This is a genomic window from Methylobacterium sp. XJLW (genome assembly GCF_003254375.1).
In the GTDB taxonomy this organism is placed as follows: Bacteria; Pseudomonadota; Alphaproteobacteria; order Rhizobiales; family Beijerinckiaceae; genus Methylobacterium; species Methylobacterium fujisawaense.
This window is the reverse complement of the sequence record NZ_CP016429.1, coordinates 1479193-1501260: the sequence shown is the minus strand read 5'-3', so window position 1 is coordinate 1501260 and position 22068 is coordinate 1479193. Positions and strand designations below refer to the sequence as shown.

Here is a 22068-nt window from a genome sequence, read left to right as displayed (position 1 = left end):
GCGAACGACAGGGTCTCCGCTGTGCGGCGCCGCTGGTCGCAGTCGGCGGAACACCCGGGATCGAATTGCCAGGGCGTACGTGCGCTCCGAATTGGGCATGACTCAATCGTCCGTCGCCGAGTTTCGGGGAACGAAGGGCCTGGGCTGCGTTTGTCGAGGTACGGTTGGCGATGCCGCCAGTACCCCGATCATGGCACACGCGCGCGGCAGTCCCGGGGGCGACCCGGGAGCCGGCACGTCCGCCCGGTGCAGCCATCGTCTCGCGTCGAGCGTGGCGCCCGATACGGGCACATCCTTGAGGAGGTCGGCCATGGACTACCTGCGCTACGCAGCCGAGATCGAGACCCCCGCGCCGGACGAGCAGAAGACCATCGACGGCATCATCGAGGGGATGACCCGGCAGTCACGGGCCGTCGAGGCGCGCGAGCACCATGCGGTGCGCGCGAGCCACGCCAAGAGCTCGGCCTGCGTGACCGGCGAACTGGTGGTCGCAGAGGGTCTGCCGCCCGAGTTGGCTCAGGGCCTTTTCGCCACTCCGGGGACGCATCCGGTCGCGGTGCGCTTCGCGCAAGGCCCCGGCGAAACGCTGGGGGACCGCGTCTCGACCCACCGCGGCATGTCGATCAAGGTCTTCGACGTGCCCGGCGAGAAGCTGCCCGGCCACGCGGTCGACACCCAGGATTTCGTCCTCGCCACCGGCACGACCTTCCCGTCCGGCACGGCGGCGGGGTTCCTGCGCGACGGCACGGTCATCGGCAAGTCGACGGGGATGCCGGAGGGGGTGAAGAGCGCAGTCTCCTCGACCGCGCGTAACCTCAACCGTGTCCTACACGCCTTCGGCACGGAGAGCGCCATGGCCGATTTCTTCGGCCACCCCTACAGCCATCCGCTCGCCGACAGCTACTTCAGCCAGGCGCCGGTCCGCTTCGGGGACTACGTGGCCAAGCTCGGGGCCGTGCCGGTGACCGACGCCCAGCGCGCGCTCTCCGAATGGCGGCTCGACCCCCATCAGGACGAAAACGGGTTCCGGCACGCCACGGTCGACTTCTTTCGGGAGCACGACGTCGTCTACGAGCTGAGGGTCCAGCTTTGGGCCGACGCCGACAAGCAGCCCATCGAGGACGCCTCGGTCGACTGGCCGGTCTCGGTCAGCCCGTACCGCACGGTGGCGACGGTTCGCCTGCCGCCCCAGGACGCCTACTCCCCGGAGCGGGTGAACTACTTCGACGAGGTGATGACCTTCCGTCCCGCGCATAGCCTCGCGGCGCACCGGCCGCTTGGCTCCGTCATGCGGGCGCGGCTGCAGGTGTACAGGGCGCTCAGCGCGTTCCGCCATCGCGAGAACGGCGTGGCGGAAGAGGAAACTGGCGGCATCGACCGCATCCCGGCCTGAGGACGGCGACGCCAGGGACCGGTCGGTCAGAGAGGATTCGATGACGAGCCCGAGGGCAGACGGCCCGCGACCCTGATTGCGCCGCGCGTCACGGAGGACCGGCGTTCACCAGGCCGCGCGAGGCGGTGTTCGAGGCCGGGGCGAGCATGATGGTCATCGGGCCGAACGCCGCTCAGTCGCGGGGCGCGGTCGCTCCGCTGCCTCTCCGGCGAAAGCCTGCTTCAGGTCGGCGGCGACCGCGTCCTCCGCCCGCTTGGCCATTCGGGCGATCCGTCGCGCGACCGTTCGGTGATGGCGTGCCTCTCGCTCGCCGGGGGTGTCACGCGGCATCCTGCCTGACGATCCCATGGGTATGGCGGGAGAACGCCGCGATGGGCGACGGGCGTCCCAGGAGATAGCCCTGCACCGCATGGCATCGCTCTGCGGCGAGGAAGCCGAGTTCGGCCTCGGTCTCGACCCCCTCGGCCAGGACCGGAAGCCCGAGGCCCCGGCCGAGGCCCAACACCGAGCGCACGATGGCCGCGGTCTGCTCGTTGGTGTCGACGGCGCGCGTGAACGAGCCGTCGATCTTGATCTTGTCGAACGGGAAGGAGCGCAGGTTGGAGAGCGACGAGTAGCCCGTCCCGAAATCGTCCATCGCGACACGCACGCCGACCGCCTTGAGTTGCCGCAGGGTGAGGAGCGCCCGGTTCGGGTCGCTGATCAGCGCCGTCTCCGTGATCTCGACCTCCAGCCGTCCGGGGGCCAACCCGGTCCCGAGGAGCACCTCGTGCACCAGCCCGACGAGGTCCGGGGAGTGGATCTGCACCGCCGAGACGTTGACGGCGATGGACAGGGGCCTTGGCCAGCCCGCGGCCTCGCGGCAGGCCTCGCGCAGGACCCACTCGCCGATCCGAAGGATGATGTCGCTCTCCTCCGCGATGGGGATGAACACGGACGGCGGGACGTGGCCCCGCTCGGGGTGCCTCCAACGGAGCAGCGCCTCGAAGCCGATGACCTCGCCGGTGCCGACCTCGGTCTGGGGCTGGTAGACGAGCTCCATCTCGCCGCGGGCGACGGCATGGCGGAGGTCATGTTCCAGCGAGCGGCGCTCGTGCACCTCCGCGCCCATCCGGGCCTCGAAGAAGCGGTACGTGCCGCGGCCCTCCGACTTGGCCCGATACAGGGCGGTGTCCGCGAAGTTGAGGAGCGCCGCGCGTTCCCGGGTGTCGTCCGGGTAGAGGGCGACGCCGATGCTGGTCGCGATGCTGGGGCCGCCCCCCTCAGCCCGGCCGGCGCGCAGCGCCTCCAGGATGCGCTCCGCGAGTCCCCCCGCGGCGGTCGCATGCTCGCACGGCATCAGAACGGCGAACTCGTCGCCGCCGAGGCGCGCCATGGTCTGGGTGCCGTCGAGCTCCGCGGAGACGATGCGGGCGACGGCCTCCAGCATCGCGTCGCCGGCGGCGTGACCGAACAGGTCGTTGACCTCCTTGAAGCGGTCGAGGTCGAGGCAGAGCACGGCGAGCTTGCGTCCCCCCACGTCCGCCGCCCGCATCTCAAGGTCGAGCCGCTGGCCGAAGCTGGCGCGGTTCGCGAGGCCGGTGAGGGCGTCGTGGTGGGCGAGGAACGCGATACGGCTTTCGGCCTGGCGACGGGCACGCAGGTCGCGCACGGCCACGGCGTAGTGGGGCCGCCCGGCATGCTCGACCGGCTGCATGATCACCTCGACCGGGATCAAGGTGCCGTCCGCGCGCCGAAGCTCGACCTCCACCGGTCGCTCGGGATGGCCGGCCATGAGGAGGCGTGTCGCTTCCCCGGGAAGGTAGGCGGACAGGGACGAGCCCGGGAGGCCGGCCTGGGGCCGGCCGGCGAGCTTGGCGAAGCTGCGGTTGGCGCTGACGACGGTGTCGCCCGTGCAGACCACGAGCCCCTCGACGGCGGCGTTGGCGAGGCTGTGCAGGCGGTCGGCCTCCAATTGGGCATGCCGGCGGTCGCGGAGGTCCAGCGCGAGCGCGGCGCCGGCCATGAGGAGGATGGTGAAGCTCGCCAGCGCGACGGCGACGGCCAGCCACGCGTTCGGGACCGCGGCCTCGGAGACGGCCATGGTCGGGTCCGGGGTAACGGTGACGGCGCCCATCGCGGTGAAATGGTGCCCGCAGATGGCGAGCAGCAGCAGGAGCGCGGCGGGAAGCTGGCGGGCGAGGCCTCGCCCGCCCGGCCGGGCCGACAGGGCGGCCCCGCCGAGCAGGACGGAAAGGGCGAGCGAGGCCGCGACGGCGGCGGGGTCCCACGCCTTGTGCCCGGCGACGTCGTAGGCGGCCATGCCGGTGTAGTGCATCGCCGCGATGCCGAGCCCGACGACGCCACCGCCGGCCCATGCGGCCGCACGCCCCCCGACGGAGACCGAGAGGGCCACGCCGGCGCCGACCAGCGCGATCGCGAGGACGAGGGAGAGCGCGGTGAGACCGAGATCGTAGCCGCCCGGGACGCCAGGCGCGAACGCGAGCATGGCGATGAAGTGCGTCGCCCAGATGCCGGATCCCCCCGCGAAGGCGGCCACGGCGAGCCAGCCGACCTGGACCCAGGCGGCGGTCCGGCGGGCGTGGTCGACGAGGCAGACCGTCGTCAGCGCCGACAGTCCGCAGGTGGCGGCCGCCAGGACGACGAGGCGGAGATCATGGGTTTCGACGAGGCATCCGACGACGTTGAGCATGGCGCGGCCTCGAAACCCGTTGAATCCCTCTGATCGCACAAGTCCCTGTCGGACGAGTTAAGCGTGCGCGACCATGTCGTGGATCCACAGGCGATCGCCGATGGGTGCCGCGGATCGGCCAGGCCCCCCTTCCGGTGGGCCTCCCGGTCATCGTCGTGGCGTCGGGACGGTGTCGTCGAGGGGCGCGGCATGGGACCACGGCTCGTCGACCTTGCCGGCCAACAAGCGAGATCGACGCGGTGTTCACCGGCCTCGACATGCGCGGCTCCACCGCGGGCATGCAGCCCGCCTTCGATCCGCCACCGCTGGCCGCCTATCGAGTTGCTGATGGTCCCGTCGCGGCCCTTGGACGCCTCGAAGATTCCGGAGCGCGGGATCGTGCTCGGCGAGCCGTTCGACCCCCGCCGCATCGAAGCCGCGCTCCAGACATTCGCGGGCTGAGCCGAAGTCGAACCCATGGTGTCCCGGGTAGCGGCGACGACGGGCAGGCCGTCGCAGTGGTCAGCCCGCCGAGCCCGTGCCGGCTCGTGCGTCGTGGCGGCGTTCGCGCCGTCCGTCTGCTGATTGTCGAGCTTGCGCATCTCCCGTGGCGATGTTCTGCGGGCTCGTTTCGCCGTTGCGCCAGCCTGGTCGGCCTCGGACGGCGGTCGCGCTCGGTCGCCGTCACGTCCCGTGCGCTGAGCGCCACCACGGGGACCTTCGCGCAGCCGGGCAGCCCCGGGAGCCTGTCGAGAGAGTGGAACCCGTCCATCACCGGCATCGTGAAGCCGAGCGCCGCGCAGCCGTTCCCGGCCCCTAGACGGCCCAGCCATTGTGCTCTGGCACGGTGCGAGGGCGGTGACGCATGTGCCCCGGTGATCGCGGAACTTTCTTGTGCGGTCCCGGCGCGGTGGCCGGGCCGTCGGCGGGGCAGGATCAGCCGGGTGGCCCATTCCCGTCGGCGGCGTGGGCCGAGGTTGTGGGTTGCAAGCCCCCCGACCAACCTTCGCCGGGACGATCGGGCATCGGGCTCGATGGTGCACTGAGCGGGACGGGCCAGTCATGACATCCATGGAAATAAGTTCTTCTGTCGGCCCCACCGTGCGGGTCACGCATTTTTGCCATATCGGACTCTCGCGCTCGATTCCGGCGGTGGGACATCCGGACGAGACTCGCGCCTTCGCCCTCAACCAGGCCCTCCCAAAGGCGAACCGCGGCGCGGTCCTCGACGACCTCTGCGCGTCGCTGGCCGAGGCGGGCGGCGACGAAGCGGTGCAGTGTCTCGACCAATCCATGGTGGAGCACCGGATGGACGAGCTGTTCGGCATCGTCGGCGCCTGCGTCTCCGTCCAGGCCGCTCGCCTGAAGGATGGCGTCCGGGGGGCAATGACCGAGGCGATGGAGGAGGCCCGCGCCTGTGGCGTGCATGTGTCCTGGACATCCAGGATCGAGGCGGTCGCACCCGGAACCGTGCTCCATGCCGCGCCCGACAACATCCGCGAACGGGTGAAGCAGGTCCTCGGGCTGTCGCGCGCGTTCTATTTCGCCCCGGTCGATCCCTTCGTGCACGTGAACTACCAAGTCATGCTCAGCGGCCCCGACGGGGATGTCGACCGCCTGGGTCGGAAGCTCGCCGACCACCTGGCCTCCCTGATGCCGGCAGGGACTGAGCGGCCGACCGTCAGATCCGAGACGCAGACCGAGACCGTGTACCCGGGCGCCACCTACGAGGAGTGCGTGCGGAACCGGCTGGCAACCCGCAGGCCGTTGCCCCCGACGGGAGAGGCGTTCATGTCGGGCGTCCGCGAGGCCCGGCGCGCGATCGAGGCCGGCGACGCCGTGGCCGCCTTCGCGGCGGCCGACGACATCGCCCGACTCGTAAGGCGCGACCCGGTGATGACGGCATTGCTTCTCCGAGGCGATCGTCCCGGCGACGGGAGCAAGCGCTTCGAGGTCGGCAACGCCCGCAAGCTCGCCCGGCACATCGCGTGCGTCGTCGCGACCCTGAAGGCGCAGGACGATCTGGAGGGCCTTCGCGGCCTGCTCTTCGCACCCTCGGGCATGGTGGAAACGATCCGGGAGAAAGTCTGGTACGAGCTCGCCGCGAACCGACTCCCCCAATACCACGCCAAGCCGATCAGGGCGGCCTTCGGCGACGTCGGCAACGCGCAACTCCACTTCGAGGCATTCGACGTCGATGGCCAACGCCGTCCGGCGGCGACGAACGGGCCAATCGACCGGGAACAAGCCCTCCTCGATTTCATCGCCGCAGGTGCTCCGGACCAAGAGACGGCGCCATCGCCCGACGATCGTCCGGGTCTCGATGGACCGAGCCCGTCCATCTGACCCGCTGCCCCCTCCGCGGCTCCCCGATCGGACGGGCCGTCGTCTCGGGGCGAGGTTCGGTAAACGCGTACCAAGCTGCCGTGGGCCTTCCGCGCCGTAGGCGTGTTCGCCGCGCCCTGGACATCGTTAGGCTTCGAACGGCCGAGCCGCTTCGCGAAACCTGTCGATCCCTGCGAGTTTCCTCACCGGCCGTCGGCACGGGTGACCTGACCGGTATTTTGGACCGGGCCGAGTGAGAGGCTACTGCATGGCAGCGACCATGGAGGCCGGAAGGCCAGATCCGGGAAGGTGACGGGCCCGGGCGGCCGGTAGCCCAAGGACGAATGCGGCCGGACGCGGTTGTATGTGTTCTGCCAGATCCCGATCACGGTCTGCGCCTCCTTGAGCGAGTAGAAGATCTCCTGCCTCAGGCACTCGTCCTTCAGCTTGCCGTTGAAGCTCTCGCAGTACCCGTTCTTCCACGGCGAGCCTGGGGTGATGTACTGGATCTGCGGGCCCGTCTTGGCGACCCATTTGCGCAGCGCCTTCGCAATCATCTCGGGGCCATAGCACATCGGGAAGATGGCTCGACGGCTCTGGGGCGGCGCGCGAAGCCATGCTGAGCGCAGCGCGCCGCCCTGGGCGGTCATGGCCGATCGACAGGTCTCTAGAATGACGGTGTTCGAAGCCTCATTCCGGAGACGGATCGACCATGACCAGACCACAGCTTACGCCGCCGGCCGGCGTTCTCGTAGCCATCGACGTCGCCAAGGCCCGCAACGAGGTCCTCATCGAGGTGCCCGGCTCCGGCCGACGACGCCGGTTGAGCGTCCTCAACACCCGCGCCGAGCACGACCGTCTGATCGCGCTCCTGTCGAACCTCGGCCAGCCGGTGACCTGCGGTTTCGAGGCCACCGGCAACTATCACCGCCCGATCGCTTGGCGCCTGCTCCAGGCCGGCTTTGCCGTGCGCCTGATCTCCTCCGTGGGGCTCGCCCGCACCCGCGAGGCCCTGCACAACGGCTGGGACAAGAACGACCCGAAGGACGCCCAAGTCATGCTGCACATGATCCGCATCGGCGCCTCGCAGGTGTATCACGACCCGCTCGCCGCCGGCATCAACGACGTGCAGGAGCTGTCCAAGACGCACGACGCCGTCTCGCGGGCCAAGACCGAGGTGCTGCATCGGATCCTGACCCACTACCTGCCGCTGTATTTCCCAGAGGTCGACCGCTTCCGCCACAACAGCCGCTCGGACTGGTTCTTCGCCTTCCTCGATCGCTTCCCCACGCCCGCCTGCATCACCGCGCTGAGCAAGGAAGCCTTCATCGCCGCCGCCTGGGATGTCGTCGGGCGCAAGGTCGCCAAGGCGCAACTGCTCGGCGACATCTACGAGACGGCCCACAGCTCGATCGGCCTGCCGGTGCCGCCTGACGCTCCGGCGGTGAGCATGTTCCGGCTCGTCATCGGCGAGGCGCGCGGGCTGATCCAGCAGCGCGACGCCATCGAGGCCACGGCCGACGCCCTCTTGACCGACAGCTCCGACTACAAGCTGCTGCGCCGCATCCCCGGCATCGGCCCGATCAACGCCCTGACCATCCTGGCTGAGGCCGGCGACCTGCGCCGCTTCAGCCATCACCGGCAGTTCCTGAAGTTCTGCGGGCTCGATCTGGCCACCCAGCAATCCGGCACCTTCCGCGGCCAGACCAAGCTGTCGAAGTACGGCAACGCCCGGCTCCGGCGTACGCTCTGGCTGGCCGGACAGGTCGCTATCCGGCAGCGGGAGAACGGCTTCCGCGACAAGTTCGAGCGCTACATCGCCCGCGACCGGCACAATGCCGACCTGCGGCGTAAGGCGCTGACCGCGATCACCGCCAAGATGGCGCGCGTGGTGCACGCCGTCATCAAGACCGGTGCCGACTACCGGCCCTTCGTCGAGGGGCCGGTGCCAGGTGGGAGAACCCCTCTCAGCAGAGCCGTGAGGGCGTGAGAACCACGACCCTGTAGATAATGCTCGGGTCTCCTGCCTGGATCGACATCTCGTGTTGAGGACGGTGAGGACCACGGTGCCGCGTGCATCGGCTGGATCCTGTGTTCGCTATGGCCGAGAGTTCTTCCGGATCGGCAGGAGCCGCCTGGATCGACGTTGACGACAAACACACCGCGGGCGCATGTTCGCGGACGGAGACCTGTTGCCTGGCCAGCCGTCCTTCATCGCTACGTAGGACGTTGTCGCAATGGAGATGCTCCGGGATGCCGTGCAGGCACATCGCGTCGGCCAGCGCCTCGATCACGCCGAGGCTGCCGATGCGCCGCGCCACCTTCAGCGCGAGGCAGGCCCGGCTGTGTTCGTCAATCAGCGTCAGGACGCGCAGGCTCCGCCCGTCATGGGTCTGCGCCTGGACGAAGTCGAAGCTCCAGACGTGGTTGGGGTGGAGCGGGCGCAGCCGCACGCACGAGCCGTTGTTCAGCCAGAGGCGGCTGCGCGGTCGGTGCTTTTTTGGGACCTTCAGCCCCTCACGACGCCAGATGCGCTGAACCCGGTCCTTGCCCACCCGCCAGCCGGCCGCCTGCAGCAGCGCGGTCACGCGGCGGTAGCCGTAGCGGCCGTACTCGGACGCCAGGGCGATGATGGCGCGGGTCAGTTCATCCTCGTCGGCCGCAACCGTGGGCACGTAACGCTGCGTGCCCCGGTGCTGGCCGACGATCCGGCAGGCGTGGCGCTCCAAGAGACCGTGCTTCTCTCGGGCACCATCGACCGCCTGCCGGCGTCGTTCGGGGGCTACAAGTTTCCCGCGGCGAAGTCCGCGAGCACCTGCTTTTCAAGGGACAGATCGGCGACCAGCCGGTGCAGGCGGGTATTCTCGCGCTCCAGCTCCTTCATTCGCTTGGCTTGATCGATCTGTAAGCCGCCGTAATCTTTGCGCCAGCGATAGTAGCTTTGCTCTGGGATCTCGGCTTCCTTGCATGCGAGCGCCAAGCTCTTGCCCTGTGCCGTCAGGATCTTGATCTGGCGCAGCTTGAGCACGACCTGCTTTGCGCTCGTCTTCTGACCCCGCTTCATACCCAGCTCCTTCGGTCCCGGCTGATCCTCTCAATCAGCCCGGTCCAAAGCCAGCCGGTCAGGTCAACGCGCGATGCCCCATGACTTGCCGCCGTGGCACGCCGTGTACGATCAGGCGCAACGTTGGCTGCGGCCCGGCTGCTTCGAGAGCTTGATCCACAACCTGCGCGCCGTGTTGCGCCTGGCTGCGGGTCGTGCCGAGGAGCCCTCGGCCGTGGTGCACGACAGCCGCACCCCGCGTTCGACCCCTGAGAGCGTCGCTCGCGCCGCTTGGGACGGTCACAAGCGCACCCGTGGCTCGAAGCTGCACGCAGCGGTCGGTACGCTCGGCCAAGTGCTGGCTCTGCACGTCACACCGGCCAACGCCGATGATCGCGCAGCCGTGGCCGCGCTCGCTTGTGCCGTGCAGAGGGCAACCAGTGACAGCGTGAACCTCGCCTGTGTCGATCAGGGCTCTATACCTGAGCGCGCGGCGGAAGCGGCCGCCGATCACGGCATCACCCTGGAGGTCGTGAAGCCGTTCGCCGCACTGTGGTGGCCGGACCGACCGGTGTGGAACCGCGATCTCGACCAGGTCGCGGACACCGCATGGCTCGCCGATCTCGCGGGTCGCGCCGGCCTGACGCTCGACCGGGTCCGCGCGATGACCTTGGATGCCCCTCGCCGTCGGTTCGGGCGGGGATCGGGCGATGCGTCCCTGATCCTGTCGGCCGGGATCTATCGCCGCACACGGATCCGGCACGCGCTTCAGATCTGCCCGCGGTGTCTCAGTGCCGGCGACTGTGCTGTCATCGTCGAGACCGTCGCGGCGTGGATCGAAGACTGGCCGCGCCGCTTCTTCACTGCCGCCGGCGAAGCCGGGCTCACTCAGCGGATGTTCCGAAAAGTCGCCCGGCCCGGCGATCTCGCGCGCCAGATCCTCCGCCTGCCCGAAGGTTTTCGCCGCGACCGGACCTTCCTCCCCGTCCTTCAAGACAAACGCCTGAAGCGCCTGCGGCGGATCGACAACCCACGCTACCGGCGCATCCGTGCGGCGCGGATCCTGCGCGCGACGGGCCCCAAGCTCCGGCGGCGCGGGGCGTCCCCTGGCCGAGACCGGTCAAATTGACGACGCCATGAGACCAGACGCAGTCAGGCACGAACCGGATCAAGAGTCGTCACGCAGCGCGATGCGCGTGGTCGCGGCAGCGGCGGACATACTTCACCAGGGTCCACACGGCCTCCTGCTCCTGTCCCGTCATACGGGCCTCGTCGAGAAGGTCCGTCAGAAAGGCGAGCGCCGCGTGCCCGTCATCGGCCGCGATCACCTTTCCTGGGGATTCCTCGCCCCCCGATTCGCCAAGGCTCGGGGTCTCATCCTGTGCGTCGTCGACGGGCTCGACACGGCCGCCATTCTCGCGGCCCAAAGCCTCCCGCCGCTGCCCACCCCGTCGCACGCGGCGGCCCTCGAAGAGATCCCCATTCAACGGGATCTCGGCCGACCGCGCCGCGCTGATGAAAAACGTCAGGGCCTTCCGCGTTACGCCATCCGTCGAGGGATACTGCGAGCGAAACAGGCGCTGAAACACAGTCGGCGACATCGTGCCGAGCTCATGCTGGAACAGCGGCTCGTAAGCCGCCTTGAGCACGCCCGTCAGCACGGTCGGCCATGCCGGAGTCTCGTACGCCACAACCAGGGATTTCAGCCTCGGCAGCGCACGGCCACGGGCATCGATCAGCCGCAGAAACCTCAGGCCCGAGAGCACCTGCCGTCGCATACTCTGAGACACGTGCTGCAACGCCATTTCGTCGATGGGATTTGGCGTGCCGTGATCGCGCAGGACAGTGATTACAGCCAAGACGGCGCTCAGCGAAACATAAACGGGGCCGGCGGAATTCGCACCCCCTCAGCAAGTCGCGGCATCGTCAAAGCCCTTCTGTTTCGCCAAAGGTGCCTTACTGTTTCGTTAAGGTCAGCCACTCGAATCGCCGCGGAACCAGAGGGTTGATCAAACGGGGATCGGTGGCACGAACAGGCCATGGAGGCCTCGATGGATCACGCGCATCTCGCCCTGGTACGAGCCTACGACGGGGAGCCCCTGAAACGCGTCATCCTCGCGACGGGGCCGGACGTCTTGTACGTCGCCAATCCCCGATTTCTCGACGCGATCAGGACCGGCCGCAGCCAACCGATCGGATTTCGGCCAGTCGACTGCTATGCGTGGGACGAGATCGCCTTCGAGAGGCTGTCCGAGGCTTATGCAGCATCGGGCCAGACCGAAACCGACGCATGGATCGCACTCCCGCCCTTCGCGGGATCCCACCTGCGACTGCGCTGACCCAGACGGCCCTGGCGTCAGGTCCGATCCGGCGCTGCCGCATCCGCCACGACGGCTTGCCGTCGAGCCCGTCGGCTCGTCTCCCTGGTCTCGATGCCGTCAGAAGTCGACGTGCAGGCGCGTGGCGAAGGCGTCCACTGGCCCCCGGTCGCGGTTGTATCCCGGGCTGTCGACGTGCTGGTAGTCGAACGTCACCGTCACGGCCCTGCTGACGCCGACGGCGTAGTACGCCTCGAACGCGCGCTCGGCGGCGTACCGAAGCCGCCCGTCGCCGACGACCAGGCCGAGGCCGCCCGCCGCGAGGTATGCCCGGTGCGAGGGCGACAGGGCGTTCATCACGGCCCCGACGCCGACGGTGTCCTGCGCTCTTCCCCAGCCGGCCCCCTTCAGCGAGAGGCCGCCCGAGAGCGAGCGGTCGATGTCGGCGAACGACAGGTTCTCCGTCCGGCCGTCGCCGTCGCTGAACCGGAGGAACGAGCCGAGGTCGGCCGTCAGGGCCTGCTCCAGGTTGACGTAGAAGCCGCTCTTGCGCCTCGGGCGGCGCGTTGCGGCCGCGGCTTCGTTGGCGTCGGCGAACGCGCCCGCCTGCGTGAGGGCGACGACGTCGCGATAGTTCGCGGTCACGCCCTCGTTGCTGAACAGGCCGACGCGCAGCTTGCCCGGCTGGTGGAGGAGCGGAAGGGTATGGCGCTCCTCGAACTCCAGCGTGGCCCCGCCGCGCCGGAGGACCCTCGGGTCCAGGACGTCGCTGGACGGCTCCTTCGGGACCTGCGTGTAGGCACCGCGGACGGCGAACGCGCTCCGGTTGTACTCGACCATGACGCCCTGCGTGTAGCCTGGCAGGTTGGCCGGGAAGTCGTAGGCGCCGGAGGCCCACAGCGACCAGTTGAAGAAGTCGACGCGCGGGTCGTGCGCGTAGGCGTTGCCGTCGAAGAAGTCGCCGAGCGCGAACTTGCCGGCCACCACCGTGACCCGCTCGACGTCGCGCGTCCCGGCCAACTGGTTGGGCCCGTCGGGCACGGTCTCGGTCTCGCCGCCGAGCCCGAAGGTCTGGCGCACGTAGTAGCGGTTCGACCGCAGCCGGGGCGCCGCGGCGCCGGCCTTCTGCGCCTCGCCGTTCAGGAAGCCGGCGACGCCAGTGGTCCGGCTGAGGCCGAAGCCCTGGCTGAACTCCGGGTTGTAGTAGAGCTCGGTGCTGTCGGTCAGCCTCAGGCCGAGGAACACGGTCGCGGTCGTGGTCTGCTGGGTCTGGCTCGGGACCAGGCTCTGAGGGCCGACGTAGGGCGAACGGAAGTTTGGCACGCCCTGCGCGACGAGGGTCGTCTGCCCGTGCACCGAGATGCGGTCGGAATTGCCTGTGTCCGGATCGTGCGGCGCCGCGTCGTCGGGTTCGGGCGGCAGGGCGAGGCCCCCCGGGAACCAGTAAAGGCGGGCCAACACCTGGTTCGAGGCGGCGCCGACGCGCGCGGAGAAGGGGCCCCCGTCGGCGCCGGGCACGAAGCCGAGCCCGAGGCGGTCGGTCCGCCCGAGGTCCAGGTAGCGGTAGTCGATGCCGAGCGCGAAGTTCGGGAGGATGGCGAACTGGATGCCCGCGCCCAACGTGAACCCGACCGACCCGAACTCGCGCCGGCCGCGGTCGGGGGCGGTCCCGTCCTGCCCCGGGAACGTCGACAGCACGTGGCTGTCGGCGGCCGCCAGGCCGAAGCTCCCGTACACGAGGTAGCGGTCGAAGCTGTAGCCCAGCCGCGCGCGGAGCGTGCCGTACGCGCCGGTCTTGGCCCGCACGATGTCGAGCCCGTCCAGCCCGTCGCGGCGCTCGTAGCCGAAGCCGGGGGTCGTGCCGAGGACCGGCCGCTTGAGCGATGCCGCCGAGAGGTCCGCCTCCAGCCCGATCACCGTTTGCCCGGCCTGCCAGTCCCAGCCGAGGGCGAGGCCGCCGACCGCGGAGGTCGCCCGCCGGCCGGCGTCGTTGCGCCCGGCCCCGTCGCCTGTCCGGAAATCGGGGAGGGTCCGGCCCCCGACGCGCGGCGCGCCGAGGTCGAAGCCCCCGTACGACGCGCCCCCGCTGGCCTGCCCGGCCAGGTACGGCCCCGACCAATCGACGAAGCTGGCCGCGGACGGCGCGGGGATCCCCAGGTCCGCGGCTCCCGCCTCCGGGATCAACGGGACGCACCATGGAGCGGCGATCGCAAGCCTGACTAGGGTACGCATGGCTAAACTTCCGAACGTCGCACGCCGGCGATGAATCGTCTGATTGGCGGCTTTCGCTCCGACGGGGCGAGGCCCGCGAACGTCGCCCCGAAGGCATGGGCGTCAGTCACAAACCCGCAAGACATCTCGATGACGGCCGGATCCCGATCGCGCCATGGCGCCCCTCCGGCCCGTCGTGGACGGCGATGGGCTGGCGGGCAACCCCGGAATCCACCGCAGCCTCGATTCGGTCACTGGCGTCGTACGGATGTCTTGCGCCCGCGGCCGCCGCGCGCGGGCCGGCTGACGTCGCGGCGCAGATCCGCCAACGAAGGACGCCTCGCCTGTCCGCGCGGGTCGGGGGAGGGCAGCTTTGCGGGCCCCCGTCTCACGCCGCTTCCGGCAACGCAAGACGTCCAGGGCGATCCTGGGCAACCGCGGCCGCCTGCAGTGGGCCCGGCGCCCGAACCCAGGCACACTCCAGGCGACCCGTGGCGGGATTCAGCGACCAGTGGGCCGAAAGACGAGGAGGCGCCGTTCCTTCGCGAGGGGGAATGGCGGGCGCGGACGCGGCCCACGCGAGATGGACGATGGACATGAGGGTCTCCTGGGACGGGCCGCGCGTGCGGCCAGGTCCCGGGTTCACCCTTCCAGGGCGAGTCCGTGCGACCTAGCCGGCGCGCGGCACAGTCGATCGACTGTGACTGTCGCTGGGCATGGGGTGGAGAGGGTTCCGGTGTGCGACGCGGGCGGCACAGGCGCGCCGGCGACGGCATTCCAGTAAACGAAGGGCCGAGGCGGTCAAGCCCAAAAATCATGAATCCGATTGACGGATGAGCAAGTTAGGCCGCATTTTCTTGGGCCGGACTGTGATTGTTAGTCTCGGCTAAGATGTCGAGTGTCGCCCCGCCGAACCGACGCACCTCATTCACTTCCATGCCTCGGCGGGTTCGTGGGGCGGCCGACGGGTCCTTGTCGATTTCGACCGTCATGACGCATATCCCGACCGGGATGCCTGGTGGGACGGAGTGGGCCCGCCGCCTCGATATGACCGGCGCGACGGCTCGCCAGCCGCCGGCCGGACCCGCGTCCCTGGTCCTCCTTGAAACCGCATTCGAGGTGTCGTCGTCGCCGTGACGCTTGTATAGCGGGAGCTTCCCCGACATCCTGGGCCGCACGCGGTCGCGCTCGTTCTTGGCCTTCTGAGCCACGTCCATGTCCAGAGCCGATCGCCGACATGATGCCGTCGCCGAACTCCCCTGGATCGGCTCCTGGCAGGCAGTGCCGTAGACCGTCGCCAAATCCCGGAACCGGTAGATCGGAAGGCCGGCGGGCAGCATCGGGTCGGCTGGCAGATACCAGATCGGGGGCCGTGCCCGACAGCGGCACCGACGAGGAGGCGGCGGCCAGCAGGGCCCCGCGGATGCGGGCCAGGTCGAAGACGCGGCCGGGTTCTCGCAGCGGCACCCGCAGGAAGGTGACGAACGGCATCGGCGTCGGCGCGGGATCGATCCCCGGCTCAAGCCAGGCCGCGCCGGGAATCTCCGTCGCGGCGGCGATCGCGCATCGGGCACGCGACGAGGTGGGGCGAGGCCGGGAAGGATGCGACGTGGAAGACCGAGCGACCCCGGCGCGATGGCGCCGGGGTCGCTCGATTCATTTCGCTTCCCGCACGGCCCGGGAGGCTTGCCCCACCGGCCATTGGATGATCTAGGGCTCGCGGCTCGACCTCGGAAGGGAGCGTGACATGGCCAGCCTCTGCCGCGACGCGGACCCGATCGGCCGTGCCTGCGGGCCAACGGGCGCGCCTGCTGCCGGGCCGTTCCGGCACGATGGGGACGCCGCGGCCGCGGCGCACTGCCTCCGCGACCCGTCGAGCGCGTGGACCGGCCTCGCGGTCGCCAGGACGAGGGCCGGCATCTCGCCGGCCACGTCCGCACAGGTCCCGCGGCAGGCCCGGCGGAAGTTCCGCGGGGGCGAGGGGCAGCGCTTCGGGTGCAACGACGGGCCCGTCGCCGCCCGCCCGAACGGCGCCGCGTGAGGCCACGATGCAAGCCTGGATCTACACGCTGATCCCGGCCGCGGCGGCCATCCTCGGGGCCGCGATCGCGGCCAACCTGCGGCCGGGGGCCGTCTTCGTCAGCGCCATCCAGCATCTCGCGGCGGGGGTGGTGTTCGCCGCTGCCGCCGGCGAGATCCTGCCAGACCTGAAGCATGTCGGCTCCCCTTGGGCCACGCTGGTCGGGGGCGCCGTCGGCGTGGCGGCGATGCTCGGGGTCCGCATGCTGGAGCGGCGGGCGGCCGGGCCGGTGGGGCTGCTGACCGTGACCGGCATCGACATCCTGGTGGACGGCCTCGTGCTGGGCATCGCCTTCGCATCCGCCGCGAGGGCCGGCTTCCTGCTCACCGTGGCTCTCACCGTCGAGGTGCTGTTCCTGGGCCTCACGGTGGCCAGCGAGCTCGGCGAGGGCGGCGCATCGAAGTGGAAGGTGGTCGGCGCGACGGCGGGTCTCGTCCTGCTGCTGCCGCTCGGCGCCCTGCTCGGCGGTCCCGTGGGCTCCATGCCCGCCCCCGTCCAAGGCGGCTTCCTGGCCTTCGGCTTGATCGCGCTGCTTTACCTCGTCACCGAGGAACTGCTGGTCGAGGCGCACGAGTCCGAGGACCGTCCCTGGGTGACCGCCATGTTCTTCGTCGGCTTCCTGCTGCTGCTTCTTCTCGACGAGCTGGTGGGATGAGGCCCCGCGGGCGAGGCTCGCCCGCTGCCGGCCGCCCGTCACCCGTCGTGCGGCCCGTTCCCGGGCGCCGCATGGGTTCCGATCTCCGCGATCAGGGGGGCGCCTGACGCCGACCGGGATCCGCCAGCAGATCTCTGAAGGGCGAGCCATGTCTGCCCCGGGGCCGACGCCCACCCGTTCCGGGGGGACGACAAAGGTTCCGCGAGCGGCGACAGGTCACCTCCTGCGTTGGGCTCCCCCGACGCCAACTCATCGGCAAATCGTCGCGGATGGCCAGCGGGGACCGGGAAACCGAACTGCGAGGGGGCGCCGATCCCGCCCGCGGCCTCATGCTCGCGGGCGAGGATCCGCCCGGCCGGGCCCCGGCCACCAGTCCGTGGTGTCGCCTGGGCCGCAGACCCCGCCGCGCATGCGCGTCCGGGAAGTGGGACGGAATCGCAGGAGCGCCGGCCCGCGGGCTGGTTCAAACTGAGACAGGACTCGAAACGATGCACCCTGTACCGTGAGCGACGGTACTCGTAAGATACGTCCACCGGGGTCAGGGCCGAGAACGATGCCGACGACGCGCCGGCTTGGCTTGTGGGACGCGGACGTGTCCGTCGGAATGTCGCCCACGACGAGGCCGGCAGGGCTTGCTGCGTGAAGCTTGGATTGCCTGCGGTTGCGAGGACCGAACCGACCGCGATACGAGTTCCGTCTCGCAGCGACCGCCCCGAACCCGAGAAAAGTCGCCACGATCATCCCGATGCCGCGGCCGAGCGCCGCCGGATCGGTTGAAGGGCTAATGGCCGAGGTCGAGGGCTGATGCCACCTGTCGCCGATCGCGGCCGCGATCGGCTTTCATCACGACAACCGACCCAATCGATCTTCCCGCTTCCGACATACAATCCCTGCGAGGAATCTCGCTGACATGGCGAAGTGAGCGTCTTTGTGCCGGAAACGTTCGCCAGCGACCGTCATGTGAATGCATTGATGAAATTCATCAGGGCCGGGACCATGGTCGTCGCGTCATAGACGACTGAAACCTCCAGCGGTGGAATCGATAAGTCGAGGGATCGGAAAACAACGTCGGCGGTCGTGCTGATTGCCAAACCCGAGGGAACGACGGCAAGGCCAAGCCCGGCTGCAACGAGGGCAAGGAGCGAGGTCACGGTTGCGGCTCTATGGACGGCGGTCGGCACCACACCGATCCGGTCCAAAACTTCCCCGCCGAGTTCCCCGCCGTGCGCCGCGTAGACGACGAACGCATCTCCTTGAAGTTGATCGGGGCGGATCCGATCGCAGGACACGAGCGGATGGGTGGCAGGCAGCGCAACCACCAGCGACCAATGCTCGATCACGCGATGGGCCAGCCGCTCGTCGCGGAACGAGGGCAGGAACACCATCAGTCCCATGTCGATGCGGCTTGCCAGGAGCGCATCGCGTTGCAGCGTCGGATACAGCTCCTCGAAGCCGAAGGTGACGGCGGGCGCGCGTCGGCGGAAATCGCGGACCAGGCGCGACATCAGTCCCGAGTACGCAGCGGCGCCGGTGTAGCCGATCCGTAGGTGGCCGGCCTCCCCGCGCCCGGCGCGCTGAACGACCTCGATACTGTGTTGGGCCTGCGCCAGGGTTGCGCGGGCCTCGGCCAGCAAGAGGCGCCCTGGTTCGGTCAACGCCACCTTGTGTCGGCCTCTATCGAACAACTCAACGCCGAGCATGCCCTCCATGCCGCGGATCTGCGCGCTGAGCGCCGGCTGCACGATGTTGAGGCGTGCGGCGGCTCGCGCGAAGTGTAGTTCCTCGGCGAGACAGACGAACGATCGTAGGTGCCGAAGCTCAAGGTTGATCATCGATCCTGATCACAGCCTGCATCAATGACGATTGGCGGTCGCGCAGGGACGCCGGTATGCCGTCGGGTGTGCCGCAGGCATCGGATCGTTCCCCGCACCGGGCCAAGGGAGCGTCTCGCGCGGAGGTCAGCCGACTCGTGCGGCGCGAGTTGGACCGCGGGATCGGCGGTACCGGGGCCGCGTCGCATCGAGGCAACGTTCATTCGCTAGGTTAAGGGTCGTGTTGCCGCAAGGACGTTTCCGTTTTTTGATCCCGGCGGTGCTGCTGGTGCCGTTACCCGTCGTCGGTGCCGCGGGCCGACTTTGGCAGCGCCTGATACACGCCGGAGAGATGGCCGCCATCAGCAGCGCAGTCGCCGATCTCCCGCCCGGAGCCACGGCCGCTTGGACGGCCAAGCCCCTTCTGCCTTGGACCAGTCCCGTCACGGGGCAAGTCTTGGTGCAGCGCGAGACCGGAAGCGCCGACTTTGCCTGCAAGGACAGCGTCTACTCGCTCGATGGATCGTCGGTCCAACTGTTCGCCATCACCCTGTGTCGCGTCGGTCGTGACGCCCCTTGGCGCAACGACCGGGACGGCTCCGAGCGATGGGGCGGCTGACCCAGACCAGCGACGTGTCCCACGAGGAGATTCGAACCATGGTGTTGCCTGACAAGCTCCCGACTGCCGTCGCCGCATGGATGAACGCCCTCGGGCAGACCGGGCCCTCGGCCGATGCCGCCCGCCGTTCCGCGCTGAGCGACGACGTGAGACTGACCTTTGCCGGCCAGACGGTCGTCGGCATCGATGCGGTCTTGGCTCACCAAGCGCGGATGCCGGCCGGACCTGCGATGCAGGCGCTGGAATGGCGCCTGTTGCCCGCCGCAACCGCCACGAGGCTGGCCCTTCGCGCGAGGTTCACCGGCGGGGCGGATGGGCGCACTGGTCCCAACGGCCTCTCGGCGCTCGATGTCGCCTTCACTCTCGGAGACGACGGGCGCATCCAACATCTGGAGCCTTCGCCGCACCACAAGGAGCCTGCTGATCTCAAGCCTGCCCTCCGCGTGGGGGATCGTGCCCCGCCGTTCGTGCTGCGCGATACGAGCGACCGGTCGACGTCGTTGCACGGAGGGCGGGTCCCGGCCACCCTGATCGTCTGGACCTGCAACCACTGCCCCTGGGCACTTGCCTGGCATGAGCGCATACAAAACGTGGCGCGTGATTATGATCTGTTGGTCCGCGTCCTGCAGATCAACGCGAACGACCCGATCGTTTCCCCCCATGACACGCTGGATGCCTGCAGACATCGGGTGACGGCCGGGGAAATGGCCAGTCCCTACCTGATGGACGCCGGCCAGGAAGTTGCTCGGGCATGGGGCGTACGCCATACCCCAGAGGCGTTCGTGCTCGATGCCGACGGACGGGTCGCCTATCACGGTGCGCCGGATGAGGACCACCGCGACCCATCCCGCGACGCCGGATGGCTGCGCGCCGCCCTGGACGCCGTGCTCGCCGGAAGGGATGTGGCAGTCCCTGAGACCAAACCCGTCGGTTGCACCGTGAAGTGGACCCTCGGGTCCGGTCCTGGCGGGAGCGAGCGATGACCCCGCCGCATGTCGCACTGCTTTACTGGGAGGACTGCCCGTCTCACGCGGAGGCTTTGACCCAGCTGCGCCGCCTCCTGCCGGAGTTCGGCTTGGATCCACAGGCCATCGAATTGCGCGAGATCTTGGTCTTGCGGGAGGCGAGGGACGAGAACTTTGTCGGCTCGCCCACGATCCGTGTCGATGGCCGCGACATCGCGCCGGTCGGCGATGAGCCCGCCGCCTTGACCTGTCGCCTCTACCGCCACCGCAACGGTCGCTACGATCCGCTCCCCGATGACGAGGACATTCGCGATGCGCTGCGGTCGTCCGTGCGGGAGGCCGGGAAGCCGAATGCCGCGCCCGGCGATACGGAAGTGCCATCGGAAACATCCACCTAACGGGACGGTCGCTCGGCCGCCCCCATTGGGATCGGGCGGTGCCGTGATGTGACTGCCAGCTCCGCCCGCAAGGGGGCCTCGGGGTTCGCGATGGCCGAGCGCATGGGGCTTTGCTCCGCGGTAGGGGCCTGCCCGAAGTACGTGTATGTGATCGCCGTCTTCGCGCGGATCGAGAAGGCGACGCTCGTCGTCCTGAGGTCGTAGACGGATCGCCCGGTCGGGCAGGGGGACCGAATGCCAGGACGCAACTTCGACCTTTGGGAGGTCGCCTCCCACCTCATCGCCCTCGCGGTCGCGTACGCCCTGGCCCTGCCTATCGGCTGGAACCGCGAGCATGAGGCTCGGAGCGCAGGGCTGCGCACCTTCCCGCTCGTGGCGATCGCCAGTTGCGGCTTCGTGATCGTCGCCATCCGAGTGCTGGGCCAGGATTCGGCTGGTCAGGCGCGGATCATCGAGGGTCTCATCACCGGCGTCGGCTTCATCGGCGGCGGCGCGATCCTCAAGCGCGCCGGGGGAACCTCCGGCACCGCCACTGCGGCGAGCCTGTGGGCGACGGGTGCGCTCGGGGCAGCCGTCGGCTACGGGCTCTACGACATCGCCGCGATCCTATCGATCGTGACGTTCGCGACCCTACAGCTCAACACAGCGTTCAAGGGATAGGCCGCCGGTGCGGGCCGGCGAGGCGGACCCGCACAGCCCGCCCCGCCACGCGCCCGACCGGCTCGGCGTGCTCAGGATCGGGGAGCTCGCCATCCGGAAGTCGGACGCTGCCCGCCGGCTCCGGCATCTCGGTGGGCACGAGGGTCTTTTCGGGTCAGTCGTCATTTGAGGCCGATGACCTCGCCCGCCGGTCTCCGGCGCGGTTCACGCCGGGCCGTGCATCCCGGGGCGACGCACGGCCCGACGGCCCGCGTCGGCGCCCCCGAGGGGTGACCCCTTCGCCAGCGGCCTTCGCCGCGCGACCACGGCCGAGGATCACCCTGGCCGCATTGACGTCACGGTGCTCGTCCGCCCCGCACGGGCAGCGGCGCCGGCGGAGCCGCGCCGCACCACCCGCACTCGGCGGGCGTGCTCTACGCATCGACCAGGATCAGCGCGGCACCGGCTCTCGCGGCCTTGTAGCGGACCATCCCGGTCAACGTCCCCCAGCCCGCGTCCTGGATGGACCGGTTCATCCATTCCTTCTGCGCCATGTGCGTGCCTGGCTCAGGCATGGCGCCGGAGGCCGGGCACACCATGTTCGCGACCGCCAATTCCTCCAGCGCGATCTGCCGGATGCCCCAGCCAACGGCCGGCGCGGGGTAATCCGCCAGCAGTAGCGGCTCGGTGGTTCACTCGCCTCTCGGGTGGCAAGGTTGCTGCGAGGGGGGCACGGGCTGCTTCACGAGGTGAGATGATCCTGTCCCCATCCCTGCCATGCTCCACCATCGAAGGCCTCATCCGGAGCGACGGTCGTGTCGAGGTCGTCGCCCGAGCGCGCCGTGTGCAGGGGCGCTGTCCCCCCCAGCGGCGCAACCAGCTCAGCCCCTCACAACCGCTATGACCGCCGTCCAGCCGATCTGCCGAGCATCGGTCATCC

Annotated in this window: 15 protein-coding genes and 3 pseudogenes; 12 read left to right on the top strand and 6 right to left on the bottom strand. The window is 69.5% G+C overall.

Annotated elements, in window-relative coordinates:
• Positions 1 to 310 precede the first annotated feature (310 nt).
• Entirely contained in the window at positions 311 to 1393 is a 1083-nt protein-coding gene (locus tag A3862_RS06975; protein ID WP_043074875.1) for a catalase family protein, read from the top strand.
• A 319-nt stretch (positions 1394 to 1712) separates the two neighbouring features.
• On the opposite strand, the gene A3862_RS06970 is transcribed toward A3862_RS06975, so the two are convergent.
• The gene (locus tag A3862_RS06970; RefSeq protein ID WP_071000275.1) at positions 1713 to 4085 is read right to left on the bottom strand and encodes a bifunctional diguanylate cyclase/phosphodiesterase; all 2373 of its coding nucleotides are present in this window, start codon (positions 4083 to 4085) and stop codon (positions 1713 to 1715) included.
• 1041 nt (positions 4086 to 5126) lie between these two features.
• On the opposite strand from A3862_RS06970, the gene A3862_RS06965 reads away from it, so the two are divergent.
• On the top strand, positions 5127 to 6410 hold the full coding sequence (locus tag A3862_RS06965; protein ID WP_124262953.1) for a hypothetical protein: 1284 nt from the start codon (positions 5127 to 5129) through the stop codon (positions 6408 to 6410).
• Positions 6411 to 6592: 182 nt separating this feature from the next.
• Here A3862_RS06965 and A3862_RS06960 read toward each other — a convergent pair.
• Positions 6593 to 6955: pseudogene (locus A3862_RS06960) on the bottom strand (integrase core domain-containing protein); the annotation flags it as partial.
• 146 nt (positions 6956 to 7101) lie between these two features.
• On the opposite strand from A3862_RS06960, the gene A3862_RS06955 reads away from it, so the two are divergent.
• The gene (locus A3862_RS06955) at positions 7102 to 8379 is read left to right on the top strand and encodes an IS110 family transposase (RefSeq protein WP_071000277.1); all 1278 of its coding nucleotides are present in this window, start codon (positions 7102 to 7104) and stop codon (positions 8377 to 8379) included.
• A 238-nt stretch (positions 8380 to 8617) separates the two neighbouring features.
• Here A3862_RS06955 and A3862_RS06950 read toward each other — a convergent pair.
• Positions 8618 to 9453, bottom strand: a pseudogene (locus A3862_RS06950) (IS3 family transposase); the annotation flags it as partial.
• A gap of 67 nt (positions 9454 to 9520) precedes the next feature.
• Here A3862_RS06950 and A3862_RS31985 point away from each other — a divergent pair.
• A pseudogene (locus A3862_RS31985) lies at positions 9521 to 9970 on the top strand (transposase); the annotation flags it as partial.
• Between the two features lie 640 nt (positions 9971 to 10610).
• Here the strand turns inward: A3862_RS31985 and A3862_RS06940 are convergent.
• Positions 10611 to 11291, bottom strand: a complete 681-nt coding sequence (locus A3862_RS06940) for a hypothetical protein (protein ID WP_124262952.1) — start codon at positions 11289 to 11291, stop codon at positions 10611 to 10613.
• A gap of 180 nt (positions 11292 to 11471) precedes the next feature.
• Here A3862_RS06940 and A3862_RS06935 point away from each other — a divergent pair, with 180 nt between their 5' ends.
• On the top strand, positions 11472 to 11771 hold the full coding sequence (locus A3862_RS06935; RefSeq protein WP_043075192.1) for a hypothetical protein: 300 nt from the start codon (positions 11472 to 11474) through the stop codon (positions 11769 to 11771).
• Between the two features lie 99 nt (positions 11772 to 11870).
• Here the strand turns inward: A3862_RS06935 and A3862_RS06930 are convergent, their stop codons facing one another.
• Positions 11871 to 13982: a carbohydrate porin gene (locus A3862_RS06930; protein WP_071000279.1), complete on the bottom strand. Its 2112-nt coding sequence runs from the start codon at positions 13980 to 13982 to the stop codon at positions 11871 to 11873.
• Between the two features lie 1726 nt (positions 13983 to 15708).
• On the opposite strand from A3862_RS06930, the gene A3862_RS06920 reads away from it, so the two are divergent.
• Positions 15709 to 16002: a hypothetical protein gene (locus A3862_RS06920; RefSeq protein WP_043075190.1), complete on the top strand. Its 294-nt coding sequence runs from the start codon at positions 15709 to 15711 to the stop codon at positions 16000 to 16002.
• Positions 16003 to 16009: 7 nt separating this feature from the next.
• Complete coding sequence (locus A3862_RS06915; RefSeq protein ID WP_071000280.1) at positions 16010 to 16696, top strand: transporter; 687 nt, start codon at positions 16010 to 16012, stop codon at positions 16694 to 16696.
• Positions 16697 to 17652: 956 nt separating this feature from the next.
• Here A3862_RS06915 and A3862_RS06910 read toward each other — a convergent pair.
• A complete protein-coding gene (locus tag A3862_RS06910; protein ID WP_024828459.1) occupies positions 17653 to 18528 on the bottom strand; it encodes a LysR substrate-binding domain-containing protein in 876 nt (291 codons plus the stop codon).
• 220 nt (positions 18529 to 18748) lie between these two features.
• Here A3862_RS06910 and A3862_RS06905 point away from each other — a divergent pair, with 220 nt between their 5' ends.
• The 5 genes from A3862_RS06905 to A3862_RS06890 are packed head-to-tail and all read left to right on the top strand — an operon-like array spanning position 18749 to position 21149.
• Positions 18749 to 19126: a hypothetical protein gene (locus tag A3862_RS06905; protein ID WP_124262951.1), complete on the top strand. Its 378-nt coding sequence runs from the start codon at positions 18749 to 18751 to the stop codon at positions 19124 to 19126.
• Positions 19114 to 20109: a thioredoxin family protein gene (locus tag A3862_RS06900; RefSeq protein ID WP_052516998.1), complete on the top strand. Its 996-nt coding sequence runs from the start codon at positions 19114 to 19116 to the stop codon at positions 20107 to 20109. The genes A3862_RS06905 and A3862_RS06900 overlap by 13 nt, the downstream gene beginning before the upstream one ends.
• Positions 20106 to 20489, top strand: a complete 384-nt coding sequence (locus A3862_RS06895; protein WP_024828456.1) for a DF family (seleno)protein — start codon at positions 20106 to 20108, stop codon at positions 20487 to 20489. Before A3862_RS06900 ends, A3862_RS06895 begins: the two co-directional genes overlap by 4 nt.
• Before the next feature lie 48 nt (positions 20490 to 20537).
• Positions 20538 to 20693, top strand: coding sequence for a hypothetical protein (locus A3862_RS31430; protein ID WP_159392780.1), 156 nt, complete (start codon positions 20538 to 20540; stop codon positions 20691 to 20693).
• Between the two features lie 30 nt (positions 20694 to 20723).
• A complete protein-coding gene (locus A3862_RS06890) occupies positions 20724 to 21149 on the top strand; it encodes an MgtC/SapB family protein (RefSeq protein WP_043075188.1) in 426 nt (141 codons plus the stop codon).
• The last annotated feature ends 919 nt before the right edge of the window (positions 21150 to 22068 follow it).

Coding starts and splice junctions, on each gene's coding strand:
- A3862_RS06975 (WP_043074875.1), top strand. CDS start 311: ATGGACTACCTGCGCTACGCAGCCGAGATCGAGACCCCCGCGCCGGAC.
- A3862_RS06970 (WP_071000275.1), bottom strand. CDS start 4,085: ATGCTCAACGTCGTCGGATGCCTCGTCGAAACCCATGATCTCCGCCTC.
- A3862_RS06965 (WP_124262953.1), top strand. CDS start 5,127: ATGACATCCATGGAAATAAGTTCTTCTGTCGGCCCCACCGTGCGGGTC.
- A3862_RS06955 (WP_071000277.1), top strand. CDS start 7,102: ATGACCAGACCACAGCTTACGCCGCCGGCCGGCGTTCTCGTAGCCATC.
- A3862_RS06935 (WP_043075192.1), top strand. CDS start 11,472: ATGGAGGCCTCGATGGATCACGCGCATCTCGCCCTGGTACGAGCCTAC.
- A3862_RS06930 (WP_071000279.1), bottom strand. CDS start 13,982: ATGCGTACCCTAGTCAGGCTTGCGATCGCCGCTCCATGGTGCGTCCCG.
- A3862_RS06920 (WP_043075190.1), top strand. CDS start 15,709: ATGGCCAGCCTCTGCCGCGACGCGGACCCGATCGGCCGTGCCTGCGGG.
- A3862_RS06915 (WP_071000280.1), top strand. CDS start 16,010: ATGCAAGCCTGGATCTACACGCTGATCCCGGCCGCGGCGGCCATCCTC.
- A3862_RS06910 (WP_024828459.1), bottom strand. CDS start 18,528: ATGATCAACCTTGAGCTTCGGCACCTACGATCGTTCGTCTGTCTCGCC.
- A3862_RS06900 (WP_052516998.1), top strand. CDS start 19,114: ATGGGGCGGCTGACCCAGACCAGCGACGTGTCCCACGAGGAGATTCGA.
- A3862_RS06895 (WP_024828456.1), top strand. CDS start 20,106: ATGACCCCGCCGCATGTCGCACTGCTTTACTGGGAGGACTGCCCGTCT.
- A3862_RS06890 (WP_043075188.1), top strand. CDS start 20,724: ATGCCAGGACGCAACTTCGACCTTTGGGAGGTCGCCTCCCACCTCATC.